The organism is Paracidovorax sp. MALMAid1276, assembly GCF_049198005.1.
Classification (GTDB): Bacteria; Pseudomonadota; Gammaproteobacteria; order Burkholderiales; family Burkholderiaceae_C; genus Acidovorax.
Genome location: NZ_JBMIRS010000159.1, coordinates 37563 through 59638 on the forward strand (window position 1 = coordinate 37563; position 22076 = coordinate 59638).

The following is a 22076-nucleotide window of genomic DNA, read 5'->3' on the forward strand; positions in this document are numbered from 1 at the left end:
GCACCCATGTTCACGCCTGCGACCACGCCCCGCATCTGCCATGCCGAGCACTTGCCCGGCACCGTGGCGCAAGACGCGCATGTGCCGGTGCTCATCGTGGGCGGCGGTGCCTGCGGGCTGACGGCGGCGCTGATGCTGCACGACGCCGGCGTGGACTGCGCCGTGCTGGAGCGCGACGCCACGCCGCTGGGCTCCTCGGCCCTGTCATCCGGCTTCATCCCCGCGCCTGGCACCCAGGCGCAGCGCGCAGCGGGCATTGACGACGACAGCCCGACTCGGTTCGCCGCCGACATCAGCGCCAAGGCCCAGGGCAGGGCGGCGCCCCATTTGGTGCAGGCGTATGCACAGGCCATCGCCCCGGCGCTGGATGCGCTGCAAGACCGCCACGGCCTGCAGTGGCAGGTGCTCGATGGATTCTTGTACCCCGGCCACAGCGTGCGCCGCATGCACGCCACGCCTGAGAAAACCGGCGTGGGCCTGATGGGCCGCCTGGCCAACGCGGTAACGGCGGCGGACATTCCGCTGATCACCGAGGCCACGGTGCGCGAGCTGTGGGTCAACGCCCAGCAGCGCGTGATCGGCGTGGGCTGCGAGCGGCCCGATGGCACGCTGGAGCACCTGGCCTGCGACGCCCTCATCCTGGCCTGCAACGGCTTTGGCGGCAACCCGGTCATGGTGCGCGAGCTGCTGCCCGAGATGCGCGACGCGCTGTTCGCCGGCCACACCGGCAACGATGGCAGCGCCATCACCTGGGGCCGGGCGCTGGGCGCCCGGCTGGCCGACCTGGGCGGCTACCAGGGCCACGGGTCTTGGGCCATTCCGCAGGGCGCGCTGATTTCGTGGGCGCTGATGATGGAAGGCGGCATCCAGGTCAATGCGCTGGGTGAGCGCTTTCACGATGAAACGCAGGGCTACTCCGAGGCGTCCGTGCATGTGCTGGCGCAGCCTGGCGGCGTGGCGTGGAATGTGTTCGATGCGCCCATCCTGGCACTGGCGCGCGGCTTTCCGGACTTTGTGGACGCCGAGGCCGCCGGTGCGGTCAAGCACTGCGACAGCGTGCCGGCGCTGGCACGTGTGATCGGCTGCGAAGAATCAAAATTGATAGCTACTCTTTCAAGCCTGACAAGCGGTGACGGCCAAAATGACCGCAATCGCCGCACATTCGCCCGTCCACTGCAGGCACCGTTCTGCGCCGTCAGGGTGACCGGCGCGCTGTTCCACACCCAGGGCGGGCTGGACATCGACGCCCAGTGCCGCGTGCTGGGGCAGGACGGCCAGCCGTTTGCCAACCTGCTGGCGGCCGGTGGCGCCGCGCGCGGCGTGTCGGGCAACGCCGTGTGGGGGTACCTCTCGGGCAACGGGCTGCTCAGCGCCGTGGCCGGGGGCTACATCGCGGCGCACACGGCGGCCGCAATCACGACCAAGACAGTTTGACGCCATGACCGCTCCATTGCTCCAACACCGCCTTCACGAACCCCGCGCCGTGCTGGCCCCCGGCGTGTACGACGCCTTGAGCGCCCTGGTGGCCGAGCAGGCGGGCTTCGAGGCGCTGTACCTCTCGGGCGCATCGATTGCCTACACCCGCCTGGGGCGCTCCGACGTGGGCCTGACCACCTACACCGAGGTGGAAGACACCCTGGCCCGCATCACCGAGCGCGTGCGCACTCCGGTCATCGTCGATGCCGACACCGGTTTCGGCAACGCGCTCAACACCCAGCGCACGGTGCGCGGCTTTGAGCGTGCGGGCGCAGCCATGATCCAGATCGAGGACCAGGGATTTCCCAAGCGCTGCGGGCATCTGGACGGCAAGACGGTGGTGCCGGTGGCCGAAATGTGCGGCAAGCTCCGGGCCGCGCTGGACGCGCGCCGCAGCGCCCAGACGCTCATCCTGGCCCGCACCGACGCGCTGGCCGTGGAGGGCATCGACGCAGCCTTCGACCGCGCCGAGGCCTACCTGGAATGCGGCGTGGACGCGCTCTTCATCGAAGCCCTGCGCACCCCCGAGCAGATGGACGCGGCCTGCCAGCGCTTTGCCCACCGCATCCCGCTGCTGGCCAACATGGTCGAAGGGGGCAAGACCCCCATCCAGAGCGCGGCCGAGTTGCAGCAGCGCGGCTTTCGCATCGTGATCTTCCCGGGCGGCACGGCCCGCGCCGTGGCCCACACGCTGCAGGGCTATTACGCCAGCCTGCACGCGCACCAGACCACGGCGCCCTTCAAGGACCGGATGATGGATTTTGACGGCCTGAATGCGCTGATCGGCACGCCCGAACTGATGGCACGGGGTCGGCAGTACGAGTAGCCCAAGGCCAATGCCCCCGTCCGCGCTGCGGCAGGTAAGGGCGCGTACCATGCCGCCAACGTTCCCACCCCGAACTGCATGGAGACCCACATGGCCCACAACCTGCAAACCATCACCCTGGGCGGCGGCTGCTTCTGGTGCACCGAAGCCGTGTTCGACCGCGTGCGCGGCGTCACCGACGTGGAAAGCGGCTACACCAACGGCCACACGCTCAACCCCAGCTACGAGCAGATCTGCCAGGGCGACACCGGCCACGCCGAGGTGGTGCGCCTCACGTTCGACGCCGACGAGATCAGCCTCGAAGAAATCCTGGAAATCTTCTTCCACACCCACGACCCGACCACCCTGAACCGCCAGGGCAACGACGTGGGCACGCAGTACCGCAGCGGCATCTATTTCGAAGACCCCGCGCACGGCGCAACGGCGAGCGCGATGATCCGCCAGATGACGCAGGACAAGCTGTTTGGCGCACCCATCACCACCGAGGTGAAGCCGCTTGCAAACTACAGCGCGGCCGAGGCCTACCACCAGGACTACTTCGCCAAGAACCCGCATGCGGGCTATTGCGCGTTTGTGGTGGGGCCGAAGGTGGAGAAGTTCAGGAAGACGTTTGCGAAGTACCTGAAGGCGTGAGCCTGCGCCAGCCCAGGGTTGCGTCGTTCGCAGCCTCCGCTGCGCGACGCCATCGGACGCAGAGCATTTCGCCGTCCCCGATGCGGTTCTGACGCGCAGGGGAGCGGGCATAATGCAACCCGTTTGCGTTTGCAGCTCCGTCGGGGGCAGCGCGTTCTCTTTGCCCGCCATGTCCGCCCACCCTTCCTCCCCATCGCGCCTGCCCTGGTCTTTGCCCCCCGGCATGCGCGCCACCCGCGCCAGCCGGGCGCTGGGGGCGCTGTACGAGGCCCGGCCCAACGCGGCTTTGTCCGAACCCGAGGTGGAGGCGGCCCTGGCCGAGGCGGGGGCGGCCGTCAACAAGGTCACCGTGTACCGCATGCTCGACCGCTTTGCCGCCGCCGGCCTGCTGCACAAGCAGGTGGATGCCGCCCGTGTGACGCGGTATGCGCGCGCGCCGCAGGGCGAGGAGGGGGCAGACCCGCGCTTTGAATGCGACGACTGCCACCGGCAGTTCCGCCTGTCCCAGGGTTCGGCCCAGGTGCAGACCGCGCTTCAGCAGGTGCTGCAGGCGCTGGCGTCAGCGGGGCATGAAAACCTGGCGGTGGATGTGGCTGTGCACGGGCGGTGTTCCGACTGCGCCCACCCCGGCGCGGGGGCGGCGGCATGATCCGCACCCGGGGGCTGTCTTACACCTATGCTGCGGGCGGCGCGGCGCCGCTGCGCTTTCCGGACGTGGACCTGCGCCAGGGCGGCACGCTGCTGCTGCGCGGGCGTTCGGGCACCGGCAAGTCCACCTGGCTGGCGCTGGTGGCGGGCCTGCGGGGGGCCAGCGGCGGCCACCTGTTGGTGGCGGGCACCGAGCTGGGCACGCAGCGCGGCAGCGACATCGACGCCTGGCGCGCCCGCAACATTGGCTTTCTGCCGCAAAAGCTCTACCTCAGCAGCGCACTCACCGTGGCCGACAACCTGGCTCTGGTCTACTTCGCGGCCGGACTGCCGCGCGACGACGCCGCCATCACCCGCGCGCTGGCGCAGGTGGGCGTGGCCGAACTGGCAGCCCGCAAGCCCCACCAGCTCTCGGGCGGGCAGGCGCAGCGCGTGGCGCTGGCGCGGGCCGTGCTGCTGGCGCCGCAGTTGCTGCTGGCCGACGAGCCCACGGCCAGCCTGGACGACGAAGCCGCCGCCGATGCGCTGGCCCTGCTGCAGGCGAGTGCCGCCGCCTGCGATGCCAGCCTGGTGATCGCCACGCACGACCAGCGTGTGGTGCAGGCGCTGGCCGCCGCGCAGACGCTGGATTTGAATGAAATTGGCCCTGAGCGCTTGCTGGGCAAGGGCTAGCAGCTATGAATTTTGGAGCACTCAAGCTCGCCCGGCTGTCGTGGCGCTACCTGTGGTCGCGCCCGCTGGCGGCGGTGCTCAACCTGCTGGTGCTCACGCTGGGCCTGGGGGCCATCACGCTGGTGCTGCTGGTGGCCACGCAGCTCGACCAGGCTTTCGAGCGCGACCTGGAGGGCATCGACCTGGTGGTGGGCGCCAAGGGCAGCCCGCTGCAGCTGATATTGGCCGGCGTGTTCCACATCGACGTGCCCACGGGCAACATTCCGCTGCAGGAAGTGCAGGCGCTGCAAAAGCACCCGCAGGTGGCGCAGGTGATTCCGCTCAGCCTGGGCGACAGCTACCAGGGCTTTCGCATCGTAGGCACCACGCCCGACTATCTGGCGCACTACGACGCCCGGTTTGCCGAAGGCGCGGTGTGGCAGCAGCCCATGGATGCCGTGCTGGGCGCCAGCGTGGCGCGCGGCATCGTCAAAAGCAGCCATGCGGGTGCGCCGCTGGTGGGCGCCACGTTTGTGGGCAGCCACGGCCTGGGTGGGGGAGGGCACGCGCACGGCGACCACCCCTACCGCGTGAGCGGCGTGCTCGCGCCCTGTGGCTGCGTGCTGGACCGGCTGATTCTGACCAGCCCCGAATCGGTCTGGCTGGTGCACGAGACGGCCACCGCCACCGATGCCGAAGACCTGAAGATCCTGAAAGAAGAGCGCGAGGTCACCGTGGCCCTGGTGCGCTACCGCACGCCGCTGGCCGCAGTGACCATGCCGCGCCAGATCAACAGCGGCACCAGCATGCAGGCCGCGGCCCCGGCGATTGAAGTGACCCGGCTGCTGCGCCTGCTGGGCGTGGGCGCCGATGTGCTGCGCGCCTTTGGTGGCGTGCTGCTGGCCGTGGCGGCGCTCAGCGTGTTCATTGCGCTGTGGAACGCCGTGCGCGAGCGCCGCACCGACCTGGCCATGCTGCGCATGCTGGGCGCGCCCCCGGGCCGCGTGGCCGGGCTGGTGCTGTGGGAGGCGCTGTGGCTGGCCGCCATGGCCTCGGTCCTGGGCCTGCTGCTGGGCCACGCCCTGGCGCACGGGCTGGGCTGGGTGCTGCAGGCGCAGGGGCTGGTGCCGGTGACGGGCTTCGTCTGGCTGGCTGCCGAGGCCGGTGTGCCGCTGCTGGCTGCAGGCGTGGCCGCCCTGGCGGCGCTGCTGCCGGCCATGCAGGCCTATCGCACCGATGTGGCCGACCTGCTGTCGCAGCCCTGAAAGGCGCAACGATCCGCCGCACACCCTTCCGCCGACTCATCAATTCAGCCATTTTTTTCATCCCCCAATCACCCAACACACACCGAAAGGACTTCCATGAACAAGCGCTTTTTCGCAGTCGCCCTGGCCCCCATGCTGTTGCTGGCGGGCGCGCTGGCCCATGCGCAAGCCCACAGCGACAAGGAAACCAAGGCCGACATCGAGCGCCACCGCGCCATGGCCGCCGCGCACGAAGCCGCCGCCAAATGCCTCGAATCGGGCAAGGGCCACGACACCTGCCAGAAGGAACTGCAGGTCGCATGCAAGGGTCTGGCCATCGGCAAGTACTGCGGCATGCGGCACGCACACTGAGTGCTGGCGCGCCCACGGGCACTGCCCGGCGCCCTTTCAAACCGCATTTGCATTCAAGGAGATGGTGATGCTCTTTATTCGAAGGCTTGGCCCAGCGCTGGCATGGCTGCTGGCCTGTGCTGCGGCCGGCGCGCAGCCGCAGCCTCAATCGCCGTCGCAGGCCGCGCCGGCGGCGCCGGTGCTCAGCTCGCCGGTGCCGCCCGGCGTCACGGCAGGCACGGCAGGCACGGCAGGCACGGGGGCCGGGCACCACAGCCCCAACAGCCCCATCGCGCCGCTGCCGCAGCGCAATGATGTGCTGCCCTGGTCGGTGCTGACCGACATCAAGCGCAAGACCACCCCGAACGGCATCCTTCCGGTGTTCAACGCCCAGCAGCAGGCCATGCACAACACGGTGCAGCGCGTGCAGGGTTTCATGATGCCCATGGTGCCGCGCGGCGTGCAAAAGCACTTTCTGCTCACCTCCGTTCCGCTCACCTGCTCCTTCTGCATTCCCGGCGGGCCGGAAAGCATGGTCGAGGTGAAGGCCGACACCGCCGTGCGCTACACCCTGGAGCCCGTGGTGATGGAGGGCCGCCTGATGCTGCTGGCCGACGACCAGTACGGCCTGTACTACCGCATGGTCAACGCCCAGCCCGTCAAATAAGACCCGCTCTCAGAGCCTGTTCAATGTCTTTTTGGAGTCGCACAAGGTCCTTGCCGGGATGGGATGCCAAGCGCGGCCCAGCGCGGTGGCGCGTCCGACTGGCGCTGTGGTGGTTGCTCAGCGCCCTGGTGCTGGTGCCCGCACTGGGCCGGCTGCACCAGCTGGCGCACGGGCATGTGATCGACCAGACCCATGCCGGCCACCTGCCGCATGACGCCTCGCACCGGGCCGGTGCCGGGCAGGCCCAAGATCACGCCCAACATCACACCGAAGCGCAGGGTGGTGATCACGCAGGTGTCCCGCTGGCCCTGCTGCTGGCGTCGCACGCACCGGCCGACTGCCTGGTGCTGGACCAGCTGGCCCTTGCCGACGCCTTGCACGCCACACCGCCCGCGCTGCGCGCTTTGGCCCCGGTGCAGGCAGCGCCCCTGGATGGCGCCAGCCCGCGCGCTTGCGCCAGCGCTGCGGCCTTCCTGGCACGCGGCCCGCCCGTGCCCCTGTCTGTGCCCGCTGCCTGAACGCCAGCGCGAAGGCCTGCGGCCCGCGGCCCGCGGCACGCGTTTTTGCCTGCGTGGCTTGGCACTAGCACCCCCGCATCTTGGGCGTGCTTGATGGCCTTTACTCCTGTTTTTATAGCTTCCAGCGCTTTACCAATAAGCGCTGGAGGTGTTTTTTATTGATATTTTGTTGCCGGACTGCCTCTTCGCGGGTGGCCGGCGCGTTGCCGAGCGCATTGTTCCCATGACACACACTTCGATTGCCCCCATGCCCGCCGCCGTGCGGCACCCCATTGCCCTGGCCGCCCTGCTGGTGCTGGCCGCCCCGGGTGCGGCGCTGGCCCAGGCCTCTGCCCCTGCCGCGCCAGCGCCCGCTGCGCTGCCCACCGTCACCGTGTCCTCCAGCGGCCTGCAGCTGGGCGTGGCCGACATGACCACCCCCACCACCGTGCTCGAAGGCGATGCGCTGGTGCGACGCCGCGAGGCCACGCTGGGCGAAACGCTGAACAGCGAGCCCGGCATCACCAGCAGCCACTTTGGCGCGGGCGCCAGCCGCCCCATCATTCGCGGCATGGACGGCCCGCGCGTCAAGGTGCTGAGCGACGGCGCCGAGCTGCACGACGCGTCCACCATCAGCCCCGACCACGCCGTGGTGTCCGAGCCCCTGCTCGCCACGCAGATCGAAGTGCTGCGCGGCCCCTCGGCACTCATCTACGGCAGCGGTGCCGTGGGCGGCGTGGTGAACGTGCTGGACGGCAAGGTGCCCACCGCCATCCCGCAAAAGGGACTGGAGGGCAGTGCCGAGTTGCGCGCCAACACCGGCGCCCGCGAAGGGGCTGGCGCCTTCTCGCTGACGGGCGGCACCGGCAACCTGGCCGTGCATGTGGAAGGCGTGGCGCGCGACGCCGGCGACTACCGCGTGGGCAAGGGCTGGGCGCCCGAAGGCGAAGCCACCCGCAAGGTGCTGGGCAGCTTCAATCGCACCAACACGGGCAGCGTGGGCCTGTCGTGGGTGGGCGAGCGCGGCTACCTGGGCGCGGCGTACACCCGGCAGGCCGCCAAATACGGCCTGCCCGGTCACAACCACAGCTTTGAGGGCTGCCATACCCACGGCAACCACCTGCACTGCGGCGCGCACGAAGGCGAGGAGGGCGAGGACGCCCATGACCACGATCACGACCATGACCACGGCGGGGTGCCCGTGGTCGATCTGCGCAGCGAACGCTTTGACATCCGGGGCGAGCTGCGCAACCCTTTTGCGGGCTTCTCGGCACTGCGCCTGCGCGCGGGCGTGACGGACTACGTGCACGATGAAGTCGAAGGCGGCAGCATCGCCACCACCTTCAAGAACAAGGCCTACGACACCCGCATCGAACTCCAGCACGAGCCCATTAACGGATTCAAAGGCTTGATCGGCCTGCAGACCTCGCAGCGCAAGTTCAGAGCCGAGGGTGAAGAAGCCTACGTGCAGCCCACCGTCACGCGCCGCACGGGTCTGTTCGTTTTGGAGGAGTACCGTCTGGGCGACTGGCGCTTTGAAGCCGCGCTGCGCCACGACCGCCAGACCGCCCGCGCCGAGACCAGCGACATCGAGCGCAGCCACAACGGCACGTCGGCATCGCTGGGCGCGGTGTGGAAGTTCACGCCGGGCTACCAGGTGGGTGCATCCTTCACCCGCGCCAGCCGCGCGCCGTCGGCCGAAGAGCTGTACGCCCGTGGCCTGCACATGGCCACCAGCACCTACGAACGTGGCGACGCCAGCCTGCGCTCCGAAACCTCGCAGAACCTGGACGTGAGCCTCAAGAAGACCTCCGGCGACACCACGTTTGGCGTGAGCGTGTTCAGGAACCGCATCCACAACTACATCTACGGCCGCACCCTGGACGAGCTGGACGGCCTGCAGCTGCTGCAATATGCCCAGGCCGACGCCACCTTCACCGGCATCGAAGGCCAGGTGCGCCAGCGCCTCACGCGCAACCTGGGCGTCACCCTGTTTGGCGACACGGTGCGCGCCCGCATCGCCGGCGGCGGCAACCTGCCCCGCATCCCGGCCAGCCGCGTTGGCGTGCGCCTGGATGCGAACTGGAACGCCTGGGAAGGCCAGGTCGAATGGGTGCAGGTCGCCCGCCAGAACCGTGTTGCCGCGTTCGAAACCGCCACCCCCGGCTACGGCATGCTGAACCTGGGCGTGGCCTACAACGGCCAGCTGGGCAACGGCACGCCGTGGCAGGTGTACCTGAAGGGCACCAACCTGACGGACCGCCTGGCGTACGCCCACACCTCGTTCATCAAGAACGCGGCGCCGCTGATGGGGCGCAACCTGACGCTGGGGGTGAAGGTGGCGTTCTGACACATGACGCTGCCGTGACGTGAGGGAGCGGCAGGGCGGGGCGCCAGGGAATCCGGGGATTGGTATGTATGCATGCCATACTCGCTGGTATTGCGCTTGTATTGGATTGACATTCCGGGCCCGTGAAGGCGTCGCTGGCCCGGATACTTTTGCCCCCTTCGCGATAGCTTTGCATGCCGCCCACCGCTCCCACGCCGTCCGCCAACCTGCTGCAACTGCTTCCTGAAGCGGTGGTGCAGACCGACGCGCTGTGGCAGATCACCTATCTCAACCCCGCGTGGCACCAGCGCACCGGCCATCCGGTGGCGGCGGCGCTGGGCAGGTCCTTGCTCGACTTTGTGCATCCCGACGACGTGGGTACCCTGCGTTCAGGCATGCCGGTGTTTCGCCTGCGCTTTGCTGGCGCCGACTACCGCTGGGTGCGCCTGCAGTTTCACCCCGAGACGGATGCGGCCGAGCGGGTGATCAGCCGCCAGGGCGTGCTGATCGAAATCACCGAAGTCACCGAGCAGGTGCTGGTGGAAATCCGGCAGCGCTTTCTGCGTTTGCTCGAAACCATCGACGGCGTGGTGTGGGAGGCCGAGATTGGCGTGGGCAACACCTTCCTGAGCCCGCAGGTCGAGCGCCTGTTCGGCTATTCGGTGGAAGAGTGGCGGGCCGACCCGGGCTTCTGGCGCGCGCATGTGCATCCCGATGACCTGGAAGAAGCCCTGCGCATCGACGACGGGGCCTACAACGCCACGCACAGCCATGCCTACGAGATGAGCTACCGGCTGATCGCCAAGTCGGGCAAGGTCGTGTGGGTGCGCGACCTGTGCCGCGCGGTGGTCGAGCCGGGGCGGCCGAACCGCATGATCGGCCTGATGATCGACGTGACGCAGCAGAAGAACACCGAGCTGGAGCTGGTGCGGTCCGAAATCCGCTATTCGCTGGCCACCCGGGGGTCCAATGACGGCATCTGGGATTGGGACTTGCGCACCGACGCCCTGCATGTGTCCGCGCGCTTCCTGCAGATTGTCGGGCTCTATGGCCACGATCAGGTGCATGCGGGTGGCTGGCGCTTTCTGGAGCAATTCATCGACCCCGATGACCGCACCCGTGTGCAGGAGGCCTGGCGCAGGCACCTGTCCGGTGGCAGCCCCCATTTTTCGGTGGACTTTCGGGCGTTCCACGGGTCGGGGCGGTTGGTGTGGGTCAACTGGCGCGGGCTTGCCGAGTTGGAAGACGGCGTGGCGGTGCGCATGGCGGGGTCGCTGAGCGATCTGGCAGAGCGGGGCAGCTCCTACGATGCGCTCACCAACCTGCCCGGCCGGCCCTTGTTCCGCGACCGCCTCGCGCAGCTGATCGCGCTGCACCAGAACGAGGCCGTCAACGGCAGCTGCGGGCCGGCGCGCGATGGCGCCACGATGTTCGCCGTGCTGCTGCTGGATCTGAACGGGTTCAAGGCCGTGAATGACAGCTACGGGCACCAGGTGGGCGACCAGCTGTTGCAGCAGGTGGCGCGGCGGCTCGAATCCTGCGTGCGGGCAGTGGACCTGGTTGCCCGCATGAGCGGCGACGAATTCAACGTGCTGCTGGAGTCCATCAACGCCGCGGAGGCCCTCCAGCGCGCCGAGCAGATTGCCGCGGCCTTGGCAGCGCCTTATGTGATTGGCGGGCACACCGTGATCAGTGGCGCGAGCATCGGCCTGGCCAGCAGCGCGTCCGGGCTGGCGACGGTGGACGACTACCTGCGCGCGGCAGACACCGCCATGTACCGGGCCAAAAGCCAGGCCTTGGGCGTGTGCGTGTTTGCGTGAAGCCTCTCGTCATGGGCCTCCCGCCATCGCTGAAGCCCGGTTATTTGATTAAAAATGGCCGCCAGCGCTTTCTGGATAAGCGCTGACAGCTATTGAATGAATAGCAAAACGATGCCAATTCGATGGCCGTGCAGGCCACAATAGCGCCTCTTTGCTGGTTTGTTACCCCCTCCCGCTTGCCCTTTCATTTCGCCCTCGCGCGCCGGCCCGCACCGTGAACTCCCCCGTCCTCACCTCGCTGATCCCCGTCATCCTGTTCATTGCGCTGGGCTTCTATGTGGGGCGGCGCGGCTGGATACGCGCTGCGTCGGTGAAGGACCTGGCTAATCTGGTGTTCATGGTGCTGACCCCGGCGCTGCTGTTTCGCACCATGAGCACGGTGCGCATCCAGGACCTGAACTTCGGCCCCGTGGGCATCTACTTCGTGGCCTTTGGCGTGGTGTACGCGGCCACGTTGGCGCTGCAGGGGTTCAACACGTTGGCGGCGGCGCGGGCGCTGGCCAACACCTTCAGCAACACCCTCATGATCGGGGTGCCGCTGGTGGGCCTGGTGTTTGGCGATGCGGGCCTGGTCACGCTGTTCACGCTGATCTCGGTGCATTCGCTGATCCTGCTCACGGCGGCCACCGTGGTGTTCGAGCTGGCCGCCGCGCGCGAGCACGCGGGGCAGGCGGGCGGCACGCAGCAGCCCATGTGGCGCACGGTGCTGCAGGCCGTGCGCAACGGCATCGTGCACCCGGTGCCGCTGCCCATCATCGCGGGCCTGGTGTTCGCGCAGACAGGCCTGGTGGTGCCCCAGGTGGTCGACAAGCCCCTGCTGCTGCTGGGCCAGGCGCTGGGCCCCATCGCCCTGTTGCTGGTGGGCGTGACCCTGGCCTTCACCAAGGTGGGCCACCATTTCAAGGCCGCCCTGCGGATTGCGCTGGTGAAGTGCGTGGTGCACCCGGCGGTGCTGGCCGCGCTGGGCTGGCTGCTCGGCCTGTCGGGCCTGCCGCTGGCCGTGATGATCGTGGCGGCATCGCTGCCCACGGGGGCCAATGTGTTCCTGTTCGCGCAGCGCTACGCGGTGGCCGAAGACGAGGTGACCGCCAGCGTGGCGGTGTCGACGGCATTGGGGCTGTTGACGATGCCGGTGGTGATATTGGCGGTGACGCGGTGGGTGGTGGGCTGACCCCGTCAGATGCGATGCTCAGCGCGGGCCATTCCCGGCTGTTGAAGGCCGCGCAATGCGATCACGGCGCCAGTCGCTCGCGCACCCACTCGCCGCCATCCAGCCGATACCGCAGCCGGTCGTGCAGGCGGCTCTTGCGGCCCTGCCAGAACTCCCACTGCTCGGGCTTGAGGCGGTAACCTCCCCAGTGCGGCGGGCGCGGCGGGTTCAGCAAGAACTGCGCACCGTACTTGGCCGCGTTGGCCACCAACACGCTGCGGCCGGCAATCACCTGGCTTTGCGGGCTGGCCCAGGCGCCGATGCGCGAATCCAGTGGGCGGCTGGCAAAGTACGCGTCGCTTTCCTCGTCGCTCACTTTCTCCACCGTGCCCTCGATGCGCACCACACGCTCCAGCTCCACCCAGTGAAACTGCAGCGCCGCGAACGGGTTGCCTGCAATCTGGCGGCCCTTGCGGCTGTCGTAGTTGGTAAACCAGACGATGCCGCGCTCGTCATAGCCCTTGATGAGCACGATGCGCGTGCTGGGCCGCAGGTCGCTGCCCACGGTGGCCAGGGTCATGGCGTTGGGCTCAGGAATCTGGGCCTTGATGGCCTCTTGCAGCCACTGGTCAAACTGCTGCAGCGGTGCGGGGTGCGAGGCGTCTTCGTTCAGCTCGGCGCGTTCGTAGCTCTTGCGCAGGTCGGCGATGGAGGTGTTCATGGCGCGATTGTGCATGGCGGCGTGCAGCGGCTGGCGCTGCTGCCCTGTCCGTTCTCAGCAGCCTCCGGATGCGCGCCTTGTTGCCGAATAGAAATTCGCTTACAGTGCCGCATTCGGCAGCGCCCCCATGAAACCCAAAGACGACGAAAAGCAGCGCGCCATCGCGCAGGCCACCTTTGAACTGGTGGCCCAGACGGGCCTGAGCGGCCTGACGATGGCCCAGATCGCCCGCGCCGCCGGGCTGGCCACGAGCACGCTGTACGTCTACTACCCCTCCAAGGACGAACTCATCAGCCAGCTGTACCAGGACGCCAAGACCGTGACGGCTGCGCGCATCATGGACGGCATAGCGCCCGGCATGCCCTATCGAGCGCGTGTGCGCAGGGCCTGGGGCAACCTGCTGCGCCACCGGCTGGACCAGTATGCCGAGGTGGTGTTTCAGGAGCAGTACTACAACTCGCCCTGGTTCACCCAGGGCAACCGCGAGTTTTCGACGCGCCTGATGGCCGGCTTCTTTGCGCTGATGGAAGAGGGCCAGCAGCAGGAGATTTTGAAGGCCGTTCCCATTCCGCTGCTCACCGCCAGCCTGGTGGGATCGGTGCGCGAAACCGGCAACCTCATCCGCACCCAGGTGCTGCCCGACGAAGAGGCCGTGCACCAGATGGCCTTCGGGCTGTGCTGGGACGCCATCAAGGCCTGAGCCGCGCACATTGCCCTGCGCCGGATTTTGATTTTTAATCGAATGAAAATTCTTTTAACAAGCACAACAATGGGCGGGTCGCCTTGGCCGCGCGCCCGCACACCCCGCATCCCGCCCCATAGCCTGCGCTGGGCTGTTCAGCGCTGATCCACCCCCCAGGAGAACCCCACGATGCCCACCCTGAACATCAACGGCAAAGACACCCCCGTCAACGCCGACGACTCCACCCCCATCCTCTGGGCCCTGCGCGACACGCTGGGCATGACCGGCACCAAGTTTGGCTGCGGCCAGGCGCTGTGCGGGGCCTGCACCGTGCACCTGAACGGCGCGCCCATCCGCTCCTGCGTCACGCCGATCTCGGCCGCGGCCGGGCAGAAGATCACCACCATCGAAGCCGTGGCCGCCAACGACAAGGTGGGCAAGGCCGTGCACGCCGCCTGGGTCAAGCACGACGTGGCCCAGTGCGGCTATTGCCAAAGCGGCCAGATCATGAGCGCCACCGCGCTGCTCAAGGGCAAGAAGAAGCCCACCGACGCCGACATCGACGCCGCCATGGCGGGCAACGTGTGCCGCTGCGGCACCTATGTGCGCATTCGCGCCGCCATTCACGACGCTGCCAAGTCGCTGACTGCTTAAGCAGAGGTCAAGCACGCATTACCGCCACGGCCGTCCCCCAACCGTTCGGGCTGAGCCTGTCGAAGCCAGGGCACTCCCGATTCCAAGCCCGTCGACAAGCGCAGGGCGAACGGTGACAAAAAGGCCACGCCCCCAAGCACATCGTCAAAGACAGATACACAGATACGAGCAGGAGAACACCATGCATTTCGACGCTCAAACCGCCCGCGCCAACATGCCAAAAGGCCTGCTAGCGCTTATGGATCAAGCGCAAGACGCTATCAATAGTGAAGCAATCGCCACCGCCCCTGACGGCGTGGCGCGCCGCACCTTCCTCAACGCCGCTGCCGCATCCGGCTTTGCGCTGGGGGCCTACCCGCTGGTTGCCACCGCGCAGGGCGCACCCGCAGCAGGCGCTGCACCCGCCGGGCTCAAGCCCTTCGAGCAGCCCTCGGCCTTTGTGCGCATTGACACCGATGGCACCGTCACCGTCACCATCAACCGCCTGGACTTTGGCCAGGGCGTGCAGACCGGCCTGCCCATGATCCTGGCCGAAGAGCTGGACGCCGACTGGGCCAAAGTGCGCAGCGTGCACGGCGACGCCAGCCCTGCCTATGTCGACCCCGCCTTTGGCATGCACCTCACCGGTGGCTCCAACGCGCTCAAGAACTCGTACACCCAGTACCGCGAACTCGGTGCCCGCACCCGCGCCATGCTGGTGTCTGCCGCTGCCGCGCAATGGGGCGTGGACGCGTCCACCCTGCGCACCAACGCAGGCTTTGTGGTGGGCCCCGGCGGCAAAAAATTGAGCTACGGCGCGCTGGCCGAGGCCGCCATGCAGCAGCCCGTGCCCGAGAAGGTCACGCTCAAAGACCCCAAGCAGTTCCGCATCATCGGCAAGCCCACGGGGCGGCTCGATGCCCAGGCCAAGTCCAGCGGCCAGCAGGACTACGGCATCGACGTGAAGCTGCCCGGCATGCTCACAGCCGTGGTGGCGCGCCCCCCGGTGTTTGGCGCCAAGCTCAAGTCGCTGGACGACAGCGCCGCCAAGGCCATCAAGGGCGTGAAGGCCGTGCTGCGCGTGCCCACCGACCGTGGCGGCGAAGGCGTGGCCATCATTGCCGAAGGCTACTGGCCCGCCAAGCAGGGGCGCGATGCGCTCAAGGTGGAATGGGACACCGCCAGCGTCGAAAAGCCCGACACCGCCCAACTGCTTACCCAATACCGCAGCCTGGCAAAACAAACGGGCGCCATCGCCATCCCTGGCGACGTGGCCCCGCTGGCCAACGCGCCGCAAAAAATCAGCGCCGAGTTCACCTTTCCGTACCTGGCCCACGCGCCCATGGAGCCGCTGAACTGCACCGTCAAATGGGACGGCGACAAGGCCGAACTGTGGATGGGCACCCAGATGCCCGGCCTGGACGCCATGGCCGCCGCCAAGGTGCTGGGCGTGCAGCCGCAAAACATCAAGGTGCACACGCAGATGGCCGGTGGCGGCTTTGGCCGCCGCGCCATCCCCACCAGCGACTACGTGGTGGAAGCCTGCGGCGTGGCCAAGGCCGCGCGAACCGCAGGCATCACCGCCCCCGTACGCACCCTGTGGAGCCGCGAGGACGACATCAAGGGCGGCTACTACCGCCCCATGCACGTTCACCGCGCCGAAATCGGTTTTGACGCCCAGGGCAACATCCTGGCGTGGGACCACGTCATCGTCGGCCAGTCCATCACCAAGGGCTCGCCGTTCGAGGCCTTCATGGTCAAGAATGGCGTGGACGCCACGGCGGTGGAGGGCATGAAGGAGCCCTACAACATCCCCATGCGCCTGTCGGTGCACCACCCGCAGGTCAACGTGCCCGTGCTGTGGTGGCGCAGCGTGGGCAGCACCCACACCGCCTACGCCATGGAAACCCTGCTGGACGACGTGGCCCGTGCGACAAAGCAAGACCCCGTGGCCTACCGCCTGCGCCTGATGGGCGACAAACACCCCCGCCACAAGGCCGCGCTGCAGCTGGCGGTGGACCGGTCTGGCTACGGCAAAAAGAAGCTCGCCGCAGGCCGCGCCTGGGGCGTGGCGGTGCACGAGTCGTTCAGCTCGGTGGTCGCGTACGTGGTGGAAGCATCCGTGAGCAAAGACGGGACGCCCAAGCTGCATACCGTGACGGCCGGCGTGCACTGCAACCTGGCCGTCAATCCCAAGAGCGTGGAAGCCCAGGTGCAGGGCGGGGCTCTGATGGGCCTGTCCATGTGCCTGCCCGGTGCGGCCATCACCTTGAAGGACGGCGTGGTCGAGCAAAGCAACTTCGGCGACTTCGCCGTGCCCCGCATCACCGATATGCCCCAGGTGGCCGTGCACATCGTGCCAAGCGCCGAGCCGCCTACGGGGATGGGCGAGCCGGGGTTGCCACCGCTGGCACCTGCGTTTGCGAATGCGGTGGCGCGGTTGACGGGGAAACCGCCGCGGGAGTTGCCGTTTAAGGTGGTTTGATCGGGTTGGATGGCATGAAAGCGCCGGGTTTGAAAAAGCCCGGCGCTTTTTTATGGCTCATTCGGTTGCGCCAGTTCGGCGTGCGGGGCATTGCCAGGGCTGTGTTTCGCGAGCGGCTTTTGGCCTGCTTCAAACGGTGGTGAATGTGGTGGGGAGGTCGCTGCAATGCAGCGATACCAGTCATACTTTTTTGGCATGTATCCGACTTGCAAACGCCGCCAAAACCTTTGCTTTGATCGTCAGCAACCAAGAACTCAAAGCTCATTGCAGAAGGATGGACACTGCTTGATGGATTCAGCGACCGACTAGCCGACCACTTTTTTCTGTAACCGCTACAGCTTGATCAACGGTCAATCTGGTCTTATCCGCTGAATCGCCCTCAAGGAATTGGGCACTTGCCCATACTGGCGATCAATCAGCAACAGCTTTTGGGAAGCTCCCTCAAAGCAAATTCCGCAATGCCTCGTGTGCGATCCGCCCTCCATGCTCTTGCACGAAGTGTCCGCCTTCAGCAATCAGCATCGGCGGTGGACATCCGCGGATTTGCAGTCGTAGTCGCTCCATGGCCTCTGGAGTAAAAACCGGGTCTTTACCGCCGATCGCCATCATCGAGCGCCCTCGCCAATGTTCGCGCCAAAAGACGGCGGCTTCACGCGATACTTCAACGCCGTCATCTTCGGGGTGCTCGGGCACCAGATCAGGAAATGCCTGTGTAGCTGCTCGATATTCGAGAGAGGGAAACGGGGCATCGTAGCCAGCACAATCCTCAGCACTCAAATGCGAATTGCTGCGGGCAAATAGGCGCGAGATAGAGAAATCCGGCTTGTTTCGGCACATCGCGCGCCAACTCAAGAAGCCCTCGGGAAGCGGGAACTCAGCCGTGGCAAGGTACGTGTTCATGATCAGCAATCCTGAGTACCGCTCAGTAGCAGCCATTGGCAGCGTCAACCCGAGTAAGCCACCCCAATCCTGCACAACAAGGTGGACACGCTGCAGGTCCATAGCCTCGACGAGTTCCAGGAGCACCTGGCGGTGCCAACCAAAGGTGTGTTGGCGTATGTCGATGGGTTTGTCGCTTTTACCGAAGCCTGGCATATCAGGTGCCAGCACACGATGGCCAGCGCCAATGAACACCGGGATCATGTGCCGGTATAGGTAACTCCACCCCGGATTTCCGTGCAAACACAGCCACGTCACTGGAGCGTCCCGAGGACCTTCATCCAGATAGTGCATCTGCAAACCCCCCAGGGCTGGAAGCACGGTCGTGTAGTTAGAGCGCCAGGGATACCCGGGCAGTTCACGGAAGCATTCATCCGGTGTTCGGAGATGGTTGATAGAGGTCATAGGTTTCCCATTCAAATGGGCTGATGGAACACCGCGTGTCAGCCACCCGCTTTGGCGATGAATTGAAGGATGCGCTGTACTGCGGCGTTCGGATTGACCGGATACCAAATGTGCGGTGCGCCAGGAATCACGAAACGTTCGCTACCCGAAGGCAGGCACTCCATTAATCGGTCATTCGTGACCCGAAAACCGGCAACTGTTTGCTCACCTTCCAAAACCAGCACCGGCATCGGAAGTCTCCCCAGCAACTCACAAGGAGTCGAAGGCAACTGCGGCGCTCTCGCCAGCGCCAACCAACTCTTCTGGTTGTCCAAGAAACGCTGTTTGCGGTCAGCAGCCAATTGGTCCCAGGCCGTGGGCGACCCGTACACGGCGTTTACAAGCCGAACAGTGGCGCCCACCGTGTCACCAGTCTTCATGGGCTCTGCAATGAGTCCGAGGTCGTCAGCCAATTGCTTCGCCTGCCACATTGACCAAAGACGCCAAACCGCAGGGCGTGTGATTGCTGCTTCGCTTGCAGATACCGTCTTGAACAACTCGGGGCGTTGCACTGCGGCTTCGAGCACGACCCGTGCACCATACGAACCACCTACAACGTGAACCGGCCCTGATCCCACGGCTTGCGCGAAAGCGATGAGATCGCGCGCCTGCTCCGGCACCGTGTAGGGCTTGCCATTGCCGAGGTGATCGTTGGGCCAGTGGTAGCGTCGGCTATAGGACACAAATCGGTGATGTTCAGCGATTCCAGCGCGTAAGGGTTCCCACGTTCTCCAGTCGCCCCCTGCACCATGCACAAAAATGACCGGCGTTCCGATTCCTTGTTCTACGTATTGAAGCCGAGTGTCTCCAACATCCATCTCCCGAACAGCTGGCGATACACCCGACGCAACATGCGTAGGTGATGTTTGAGCGTTTGCGCCAATAGCAAAAAGGCTTGCTAGCGTTAGTCCTGCAGCAGTCAGTCTGAGGATGATGCGAGCCGTTTTTGAAGATTGCGTTAACTTGTTCATCGCACCTCCCTCCTGGCTTCACTGATGTAGAGGACGCGTGCCCACATTGCACACAAGCCGATGGAGCCAGTGCAAATCACTGCCACAAGCCATGGAAGTGGCCGCATGCCTAGCTCACGCGCGCGTGGCACCAAAAGCGTCCAAGCAATACCCGCTGCTAACAAAAGATCGAACCAGATTTGATTTCCCCACAGATTACGTGTGTGTTCAGTCCAGAAGCCCATTGGGCCTTCTTGAATGACGGCGGTGATTGAAAAGGTCGCGAATGCGCCTGACAAGATAGCTGGAAACATCCAGGCATTGCGGCGTGGCGCATCATGGCTCACAAGAGATAGTGAGATGGCTAGTGCAGTGATGACGAACGCAGCAGCAGCTGCGATTGCAATGGCGTTAAACATTTGGTATTCCCTTTGTAGAGCCTTGGATGGGTTCTGTGGTTAGCAATCGTGCTAACGCGAGCCGACCAAAATTTCACGGACATTACCGCCGCCACGAACGCTTTCGATCAGCAGGTAGATGCACACGAATGGAGTGCCACCTAACATGGCCATTCCGGCGAGCACGATGCCATTTGGGCTGAAGTGATGGCGCCATGCCACCCACAACGCCAAAAGCACCAACATGAACATGAAGTCCAGGTTGAACTGTCCAGACCAGCCCAACTTTGCGATGTCACCGAAGAACACCGCGAGAAAGCCCATGCCGTGAGTGGAGATGACCACGCCGGTATAGATAGCGATGACAAATAGGACTAATGAAAGAAAGATGCGAAGTAGCTGCATGAGATGAGATTGAGTTGAACAATAGATGTGATCGACGCCAGACGAAATCGAGCGTAGCATTCAGATTGATTCAATTCAATTACCTCAAACGTAATCGCAATGAGCAATATTCAAGGTCTCTCTGCTTCGGCAATGGCGGGTCAAGAAGCGAATTCAGGTGCAAAAACCGACTTGCCGACATTTGGCGACTTACTTAAAAGATGGCGAACCACTCGGCGCTATTCGCAACATCAGCTAGCTGATGAGACACAGGTTTCGCAGCGACACTTGAGCTTCCTGGAATCTGGCCGATCTATGCCGAGCCGCGATATGGTTCTGCACCTCACGCAGATCCTGCAAGTGCCGCTTAGGGGGCGCAACGACCTATTGGTGGCGGCTGGCTATGCCCCCCTTTACCCGGAGCGTGCACTGGGCACGGCCGACATGACGGCCATTCGCCAAGCTTTAGAGACAACATTGAAACATCACGAACCATTTCCAGCGCTGGTGATTGATCGTCAATGGAATGTTGTGATGCACAACGCAGCCGTAGATAAATTGATTGGACTGCTGGGCAATCCCGCCAAGGTTTGGAAGCAGGTTGACCCGTCAGGCGGTCGCAATCTCATGCGTCTCACCCTTCATCCCAAGGGCCTGCAGCCACTGATCGTGGATTGGCCCGGCACCGCCACTGCGATTCTGCGGAGACTGCAAGCTGAGGCTCAAGCGAACCCGAGCAACGATAACTTGGACGCGCTGATTGCTGATCTGCGCGCGCTGCCGGGCTTTCCTCCAATAGATCAGTTCGTTGCAGCGACGCTGCCGATGCAATTGCCGATACTGCCGCTGCAGCTGCACAAGAAAGGCGTAAAGCTGGAATTGTTTTCGATGATTTGCAGCTTCGGGACTGCCTTGGACCTGACTGCCGAAGAACTTCGGCTTGAGCTTCTCTTCCCTTCGGACCCAATCACTGAGCGATTTCTGCGGGCTAGCTAAAGGATTGCTGCGACAACGCTCACGTCACAACAGAGTTGACTCCGGATTGACGATGTCGAGAGCATGAAGTTTTGATTGGCTGGTCGTGCCCCGGGACCGCATGAGCCGGGTGCTTCAAGACCTCGCCGGTACCTGCTGCGTGTGGACATCAGGCAAATCGATGCACTACCGATTTTTTTAGATTACAGAGATGATTTTGACGATCAGGGCCCGTTAAGAGCAGTCACCAATGGTCGGTGTCACGCCGTATGCTTGGCGGCGCTCAATCCTTGAGGCCCACCCGGAGAATGCCCAGCTTTTTGGCATACGAGTCCCTGCGCTTTGCAGCCTTTGCAGCTGTTTCGGTGGCGGCTTGGATGGCCTTGGGGCCTTTATTTGCCGCAGCTTTGATTAGTCCGAATTTGTGGGCGGCATCTGCTTCGGCCCGCTTGAATGTGGCAATGAGTTCAGCATGTGCAACGGTTGGGTCCACGTCGGCTCCTTGATCCATCAGCGCCTTCACGCTTCAATTTTGACGTTGGCGCGAAGCAAGGCAGTTCTCAAATCACGTGTAGCGGGTTTGGCTACATCCACTTTTTGCACCGCCAAGTCGAACGAAGAGCCGGATTTGATGCTGGTGGGAAATATTTTTTTGGCGGGCAGCTTGGCGGGGTAGGTGCCGTTGCCCGGACACATGCGAACGGAAAACCCGAATTCGTCGAGCAGGCCTTTCGCATACAGCTCCGCCAATTGGTGAAACGATACGTAGGTGGAGCGTTTCGCGTCTTTCAGTCCGGGCTGGCTGACGTTGCGAACGAGCTCGAATTTGCCCAACGAATCGCGCTGTGTATCGGTGAATGGATGCAGCACGAAGGTCTGGCGAACGCCATCCTTTTTGTGCACCAAAGTGTGCTCGACGGCTATATCGGTTAGCAGCATATTTTTCTATCTCCGCGACTTGCAGTTTGCACGGCCACATCAGCCAGCGCGCCACCCAAAGTCGCAGATTTTGGGTGCTCGATGCGGGCAAAAATCGCCCGAAGGGCGAGGACTTTACCTGACGGGTCGGCCAGGGCCGCCGCCCATCGCGCGGCAAACAGACCGCTTCGGGTCCAAGAACCTGTTCAAGATCTTTTCGGGGTCGCACAAGTGCCTTGCCGGGATGGGATGCCA

24 protein-coding genes are annotated in these 22076 nt (G+C 65.0%); 16 read left to right on the plus strand and 8 right to left on the minus strand.

The features are described 5' to 3' along the window. Positions 1–6 precede the first annotated feature (6 nt). From ACOQFS_RS10865 to ACOQFS_RS10920, 12 genes are all read left to right on the plus strand, one after another. Positions 7–1434 (plus strand): FAD-dependent oxidoreductase, encoded by a 1428-nt coding sequence (locus tag ACOQFS_RS10865; RefSeq protein WP_421562893.1) that lies wholly within the window; start codon positions 7–9, stop codon positions 1432–1434. A 4-nt stretch (positions 1435–1438) separates the two neighbouring features. Then, a complete protein-coding gene (locus ACOQFS_RS10870; RefSeq protein ID WP_421562894.1) occupies positions 1439–2302 on the plus strand; it encodes an isocitrate lyase/PEP mutase family protein in 864 nt (287 codons plus the stop codon). 90 nt (positions 2303–2392) lie between these two features. Next, on the plus strand, positions 2393–2935 hold the full coding sequence (gene msrA / locus ACOQFS_RS10875; RefSeq protein ID WP_421562895.1) for a peptide-methionine (S)-S-oxide reductase MsrA: 543 nt from the start codon (positions 2393–2395) through the stop codon (positions 2933–2935). Positions 2936–3158: 223 nt separating this feature from the next. Next, on the plus strand, positions 3159–3584 hold the full coding sequence (locus ACOQFS_RS10880; protein WP_421562916.1) for a Fur family transcriptional regulator: 426 nt from the start codon (positions 3159–3161) through the stop codon (positions 3582–3584). Continuing rightward, positions 3581–4255 carry an ATP-binding cassette domain-containing protein gene (locus ACOQFS_RS10885; protein ID WP_421562896.1) on the plus strand — a complete coding sequence of 225 codons (675 nt, stop codon included), beginning with the start codon at positions 3581–3583 and terminating at the stop codon, positions 4253–4255. The genes ACOQFS_RS10880 and ACOQFS_RS10885 overlap by 4 nt, the downstream gene beginning before the upstream one ends. 5 nt (positions 4256–4260) lie before the next feature. Then, entirely contained in the window at positions 4261–5499 is a 1239-nt protein-coding gene (locus ACOQFS_RS10890; RefSeq protein WP_421562897.1) for an FtsX-like permease family protein, read from the plus strand. Between the two features lie 96 nt (positions 5500–5595). Then, positions 5596–5850: a hypothetical protein gene (locus ACOQFS_RS10895; protein WP_421562898.1), complete on the plus strand. Its 255-nt coding sequence runs from the start codon at positions 5596–5598 to the stop codon at positions 5848–5850. Between the two features lie 67 nt (positions 5851–5917). Beyond that, positions 5918–6496 carry a hypothetical protein gene (locus tag ACOQFS_RS10900; protein ID WP_421562899.1) on the plus strand — a complete coding sequence of 193 codons (579 nt, stop codon included), beginning with the start codon at positions 5918–5920 and terminating at the stop codon, positions 6494–6496. A 50-nt stretch (positions 6497–6546) separates the two neighbouring features. Beyond that, on the plus strand, positions 6547–7014 hold the full coding sequence (locus ACOQFS_RS10905; RefSeq protein WP_421562900.1) for a hypothetical protein: 468 nt from the start codon (positions 6547–6549) through the stop codon (positions 7012–7014). 223 nt (positions 7015–7237) lie between these two features. Continuing rightward, positions 7238–9343, plus strand: coding sequence for a TonB-dependent receptor domain-containing protein (locus ACOQFS_RS10910; protein ID WP_421562901.1), 2106 nt, complete (start codon positions 7238–7240; stop codon positions 9341–9343). A gap of 173 nt (positions 9344–9516) precedes the next feature. Further along, a complete protein-coding gene (locus ACOQFS_RS10915) occupies positions 9517–11142 on the plus strand; it encodes a diguanylate cyclase domain-containing protein (RefSeq protein ID WP_421562902.1) in 1626 nt (541 codons plus the stop codon). 214 nt (positions 11143–11356) lie between these two features. Continuing rightward, the gene (locus tag ACOQFS_RS10920; RefSeq protein WP_421562903.1) at positions 11357–12313 is read left to right on the plus strand and encodes an AEC family transporter; all 957 of its coding nucleotides are present in this window, start codon (positions 11357–11359) and stop codon (positions 12311–12313) included. Positions 12314–12374: 61 nt separating this feature from the next. Here the strand turns inward: ACOQFS_RS10920 and pdxH are convergent, their stop codons facing one another. Beyond that, positions 12375–13013 carry a pyridoxamine 5'-phosphate oxidase gene (gene pdxH / locus ACOQFS_RS10925; RefSeq protein ID WP_421562904.1) on the minus strand — a complete coding sequence of 213 codons (639 nt, stop codon included), beginning with the start codon at positions 13011–13013 and terminating at the stop codon, positions 12375–12377. 127 nt (positions 13014–13140) lie between these two features. Here pdxH and ACOQFS_RS10930 point away from each other — a divergent pair, with 127 nt between their 5' ends. The 3 genes from ACOQFS_RS10930 (at position 13141) to ACOQFS_RS10940 (ending at position 16813) form a co-directional block, all read left to right on the plus strand. Next, positions 13141–13713 (plus strand): TetR/AcrR family transcriptional regulator, encoded by a 573-nt coding sequence (locus tag ACOQFS_RS10930; protein WP_421562905.1) that lies wholly within the window; start codon positions 13141–13143, stop codon positions 13711–13713. Between the two features lie 171 nt (positions 13714–13884). Beyond that, the gene (locus ACOQFS_RS10935; protein ID WP_421562906.1) at positions 13885–14349 is read left to right on the plus strand and encodes a (2Fe-2S)-binding protein; all 465 of its coding nucleotides are present in this window, start codon (positions 13885–13887) and stop codon (positions 14347–14349) included. A 181-nt stretch (positions 14350–14530) separates the two neighbouring features. Beyond that, a complete protein-coding gene (locus ACOQFS_RS10940) occupies positions 14531–16813 on the plus strand; it encodes a molybdopterin cofactor-binding domain-containing protein (protein WP_421562907.1) in 2283 nt (760 codons plus the stop codon). Here ACOQFS_RS10940 and ACOQFS_RS10945 read toward each other — a convergent pair. From ACOQFS_RS10945 to ACOQFS_RS10965, 5 genes are all read right to left on the minus strand, one after another. Then, positions 16800–17078: a hypothetical protein gene (locus ACOQFS_RS10945; RefSeq protein WP_421562908.1), complete on the minus strand. Its 279-nt coding sequence runs from the start codon at positions 17076–17078 to the stop codon at positions 16800–16802. The two genes, ACOQFS_RS10940 and ACOQFS_RS10945, sit on opposite strands and share 14 nt — an antisense overlap. Before the next feature lie 176 nt (positions 17079–17254). Then, the gene (locus ACOQFS_RS10950; protein ID WP_421562909.1) at positions 17255–18157 is read right to left on the minus strand and encodes a haloalkane dehalogenase; all 903 of its coding nucleotides are present in this window, start codon (positions 18155–18157) and stop codon (positions 17255–17257) included. 38 nt (positions 18158–18195) lie between these two features. Beyond that, entirely contained in the window at positions 18196–19167 is a 972-nt protein-coding gene (locus ACOQFS_RS10955; RefSeq protein WP_421562910.1) for an alpha/beta fold hydrolase, read from the minus strand. Next, the gene (locus tag ACOQFS_RS10960; RefSeq protein ID WP_421562911.1) at positions 19164–19565 is read right to left on the minus strand and encodes a hypothetical protein; all 402 of its coding nucleotides are present in this window, start codon (positions 19563–19565) and stop codon (positions 19164–19166) included. The genes ACOQFS_RS10955 and ACOQFS_RS10960 overlap by 4 nt, the downstream gene beginning before the upstream one ends. A gap of 51 nt (positions 19566–19616) precedes the next feature. Then, the gene (locus ACOQFS_RS10965) at positions 19617–19949 is read right to left on the minus strand and encodes a hypothetical protein (RefSeq protein WP_421562912.1); all 333 of its coding nucleotides are present in this window, start codon (positions 19947–19949) and stop codon (positions 19617–19619) included. Between the two features lie 99 nt (positions 19950–20048). Here ACOQFS_RS10965 and ACOQFS_RS10970 point away from each other — a divergent pair, with 99 nt between their 5' ends. After that, a complete protein-coding gene (locus ACOQFS_RS10970) occupies positions 20049–20924 on the plus strand; it encodes a helix-turn-helix domain-containing protein (RefSeq protein ID WP_421562913.1) in 876 nt (291 codons plus the stop codon). Between the two features lie 262 nt (positions 20925–21186). Here ACOQFS_RS10970 and ACOQFS_RS10975 read toward each other — a convergent pair whose 3' ends face one another. Next, positions 21187–21426, minus strand: coding sequence for a hypothetical protein (locus ACOQFS_RS10975; RefSeq protein ID WP_421562914.1), 240 nt, complete (start codon positions 21424–21426; stop codon positions 21187–21189). Further along, positions 21423–21842 carry a hypothetical protein gene (locus ACOQFS_RS10980; protein WP_421562915.1) on the minus strand — a complete coding sequence of 140 codons (420 nt, stop codon included), beginning with the start codon at positions 21840–21842 and terminating at the stop codon, positions 21423–21425. The genes ACOQFS_RS10975 and ACOQFS_RS10980 overlap by 4 nt, the downstream gene beginning before the upstream one ends. Between the last annotated feature and the right edge of the window lie 234 nt (positions 21843–22076).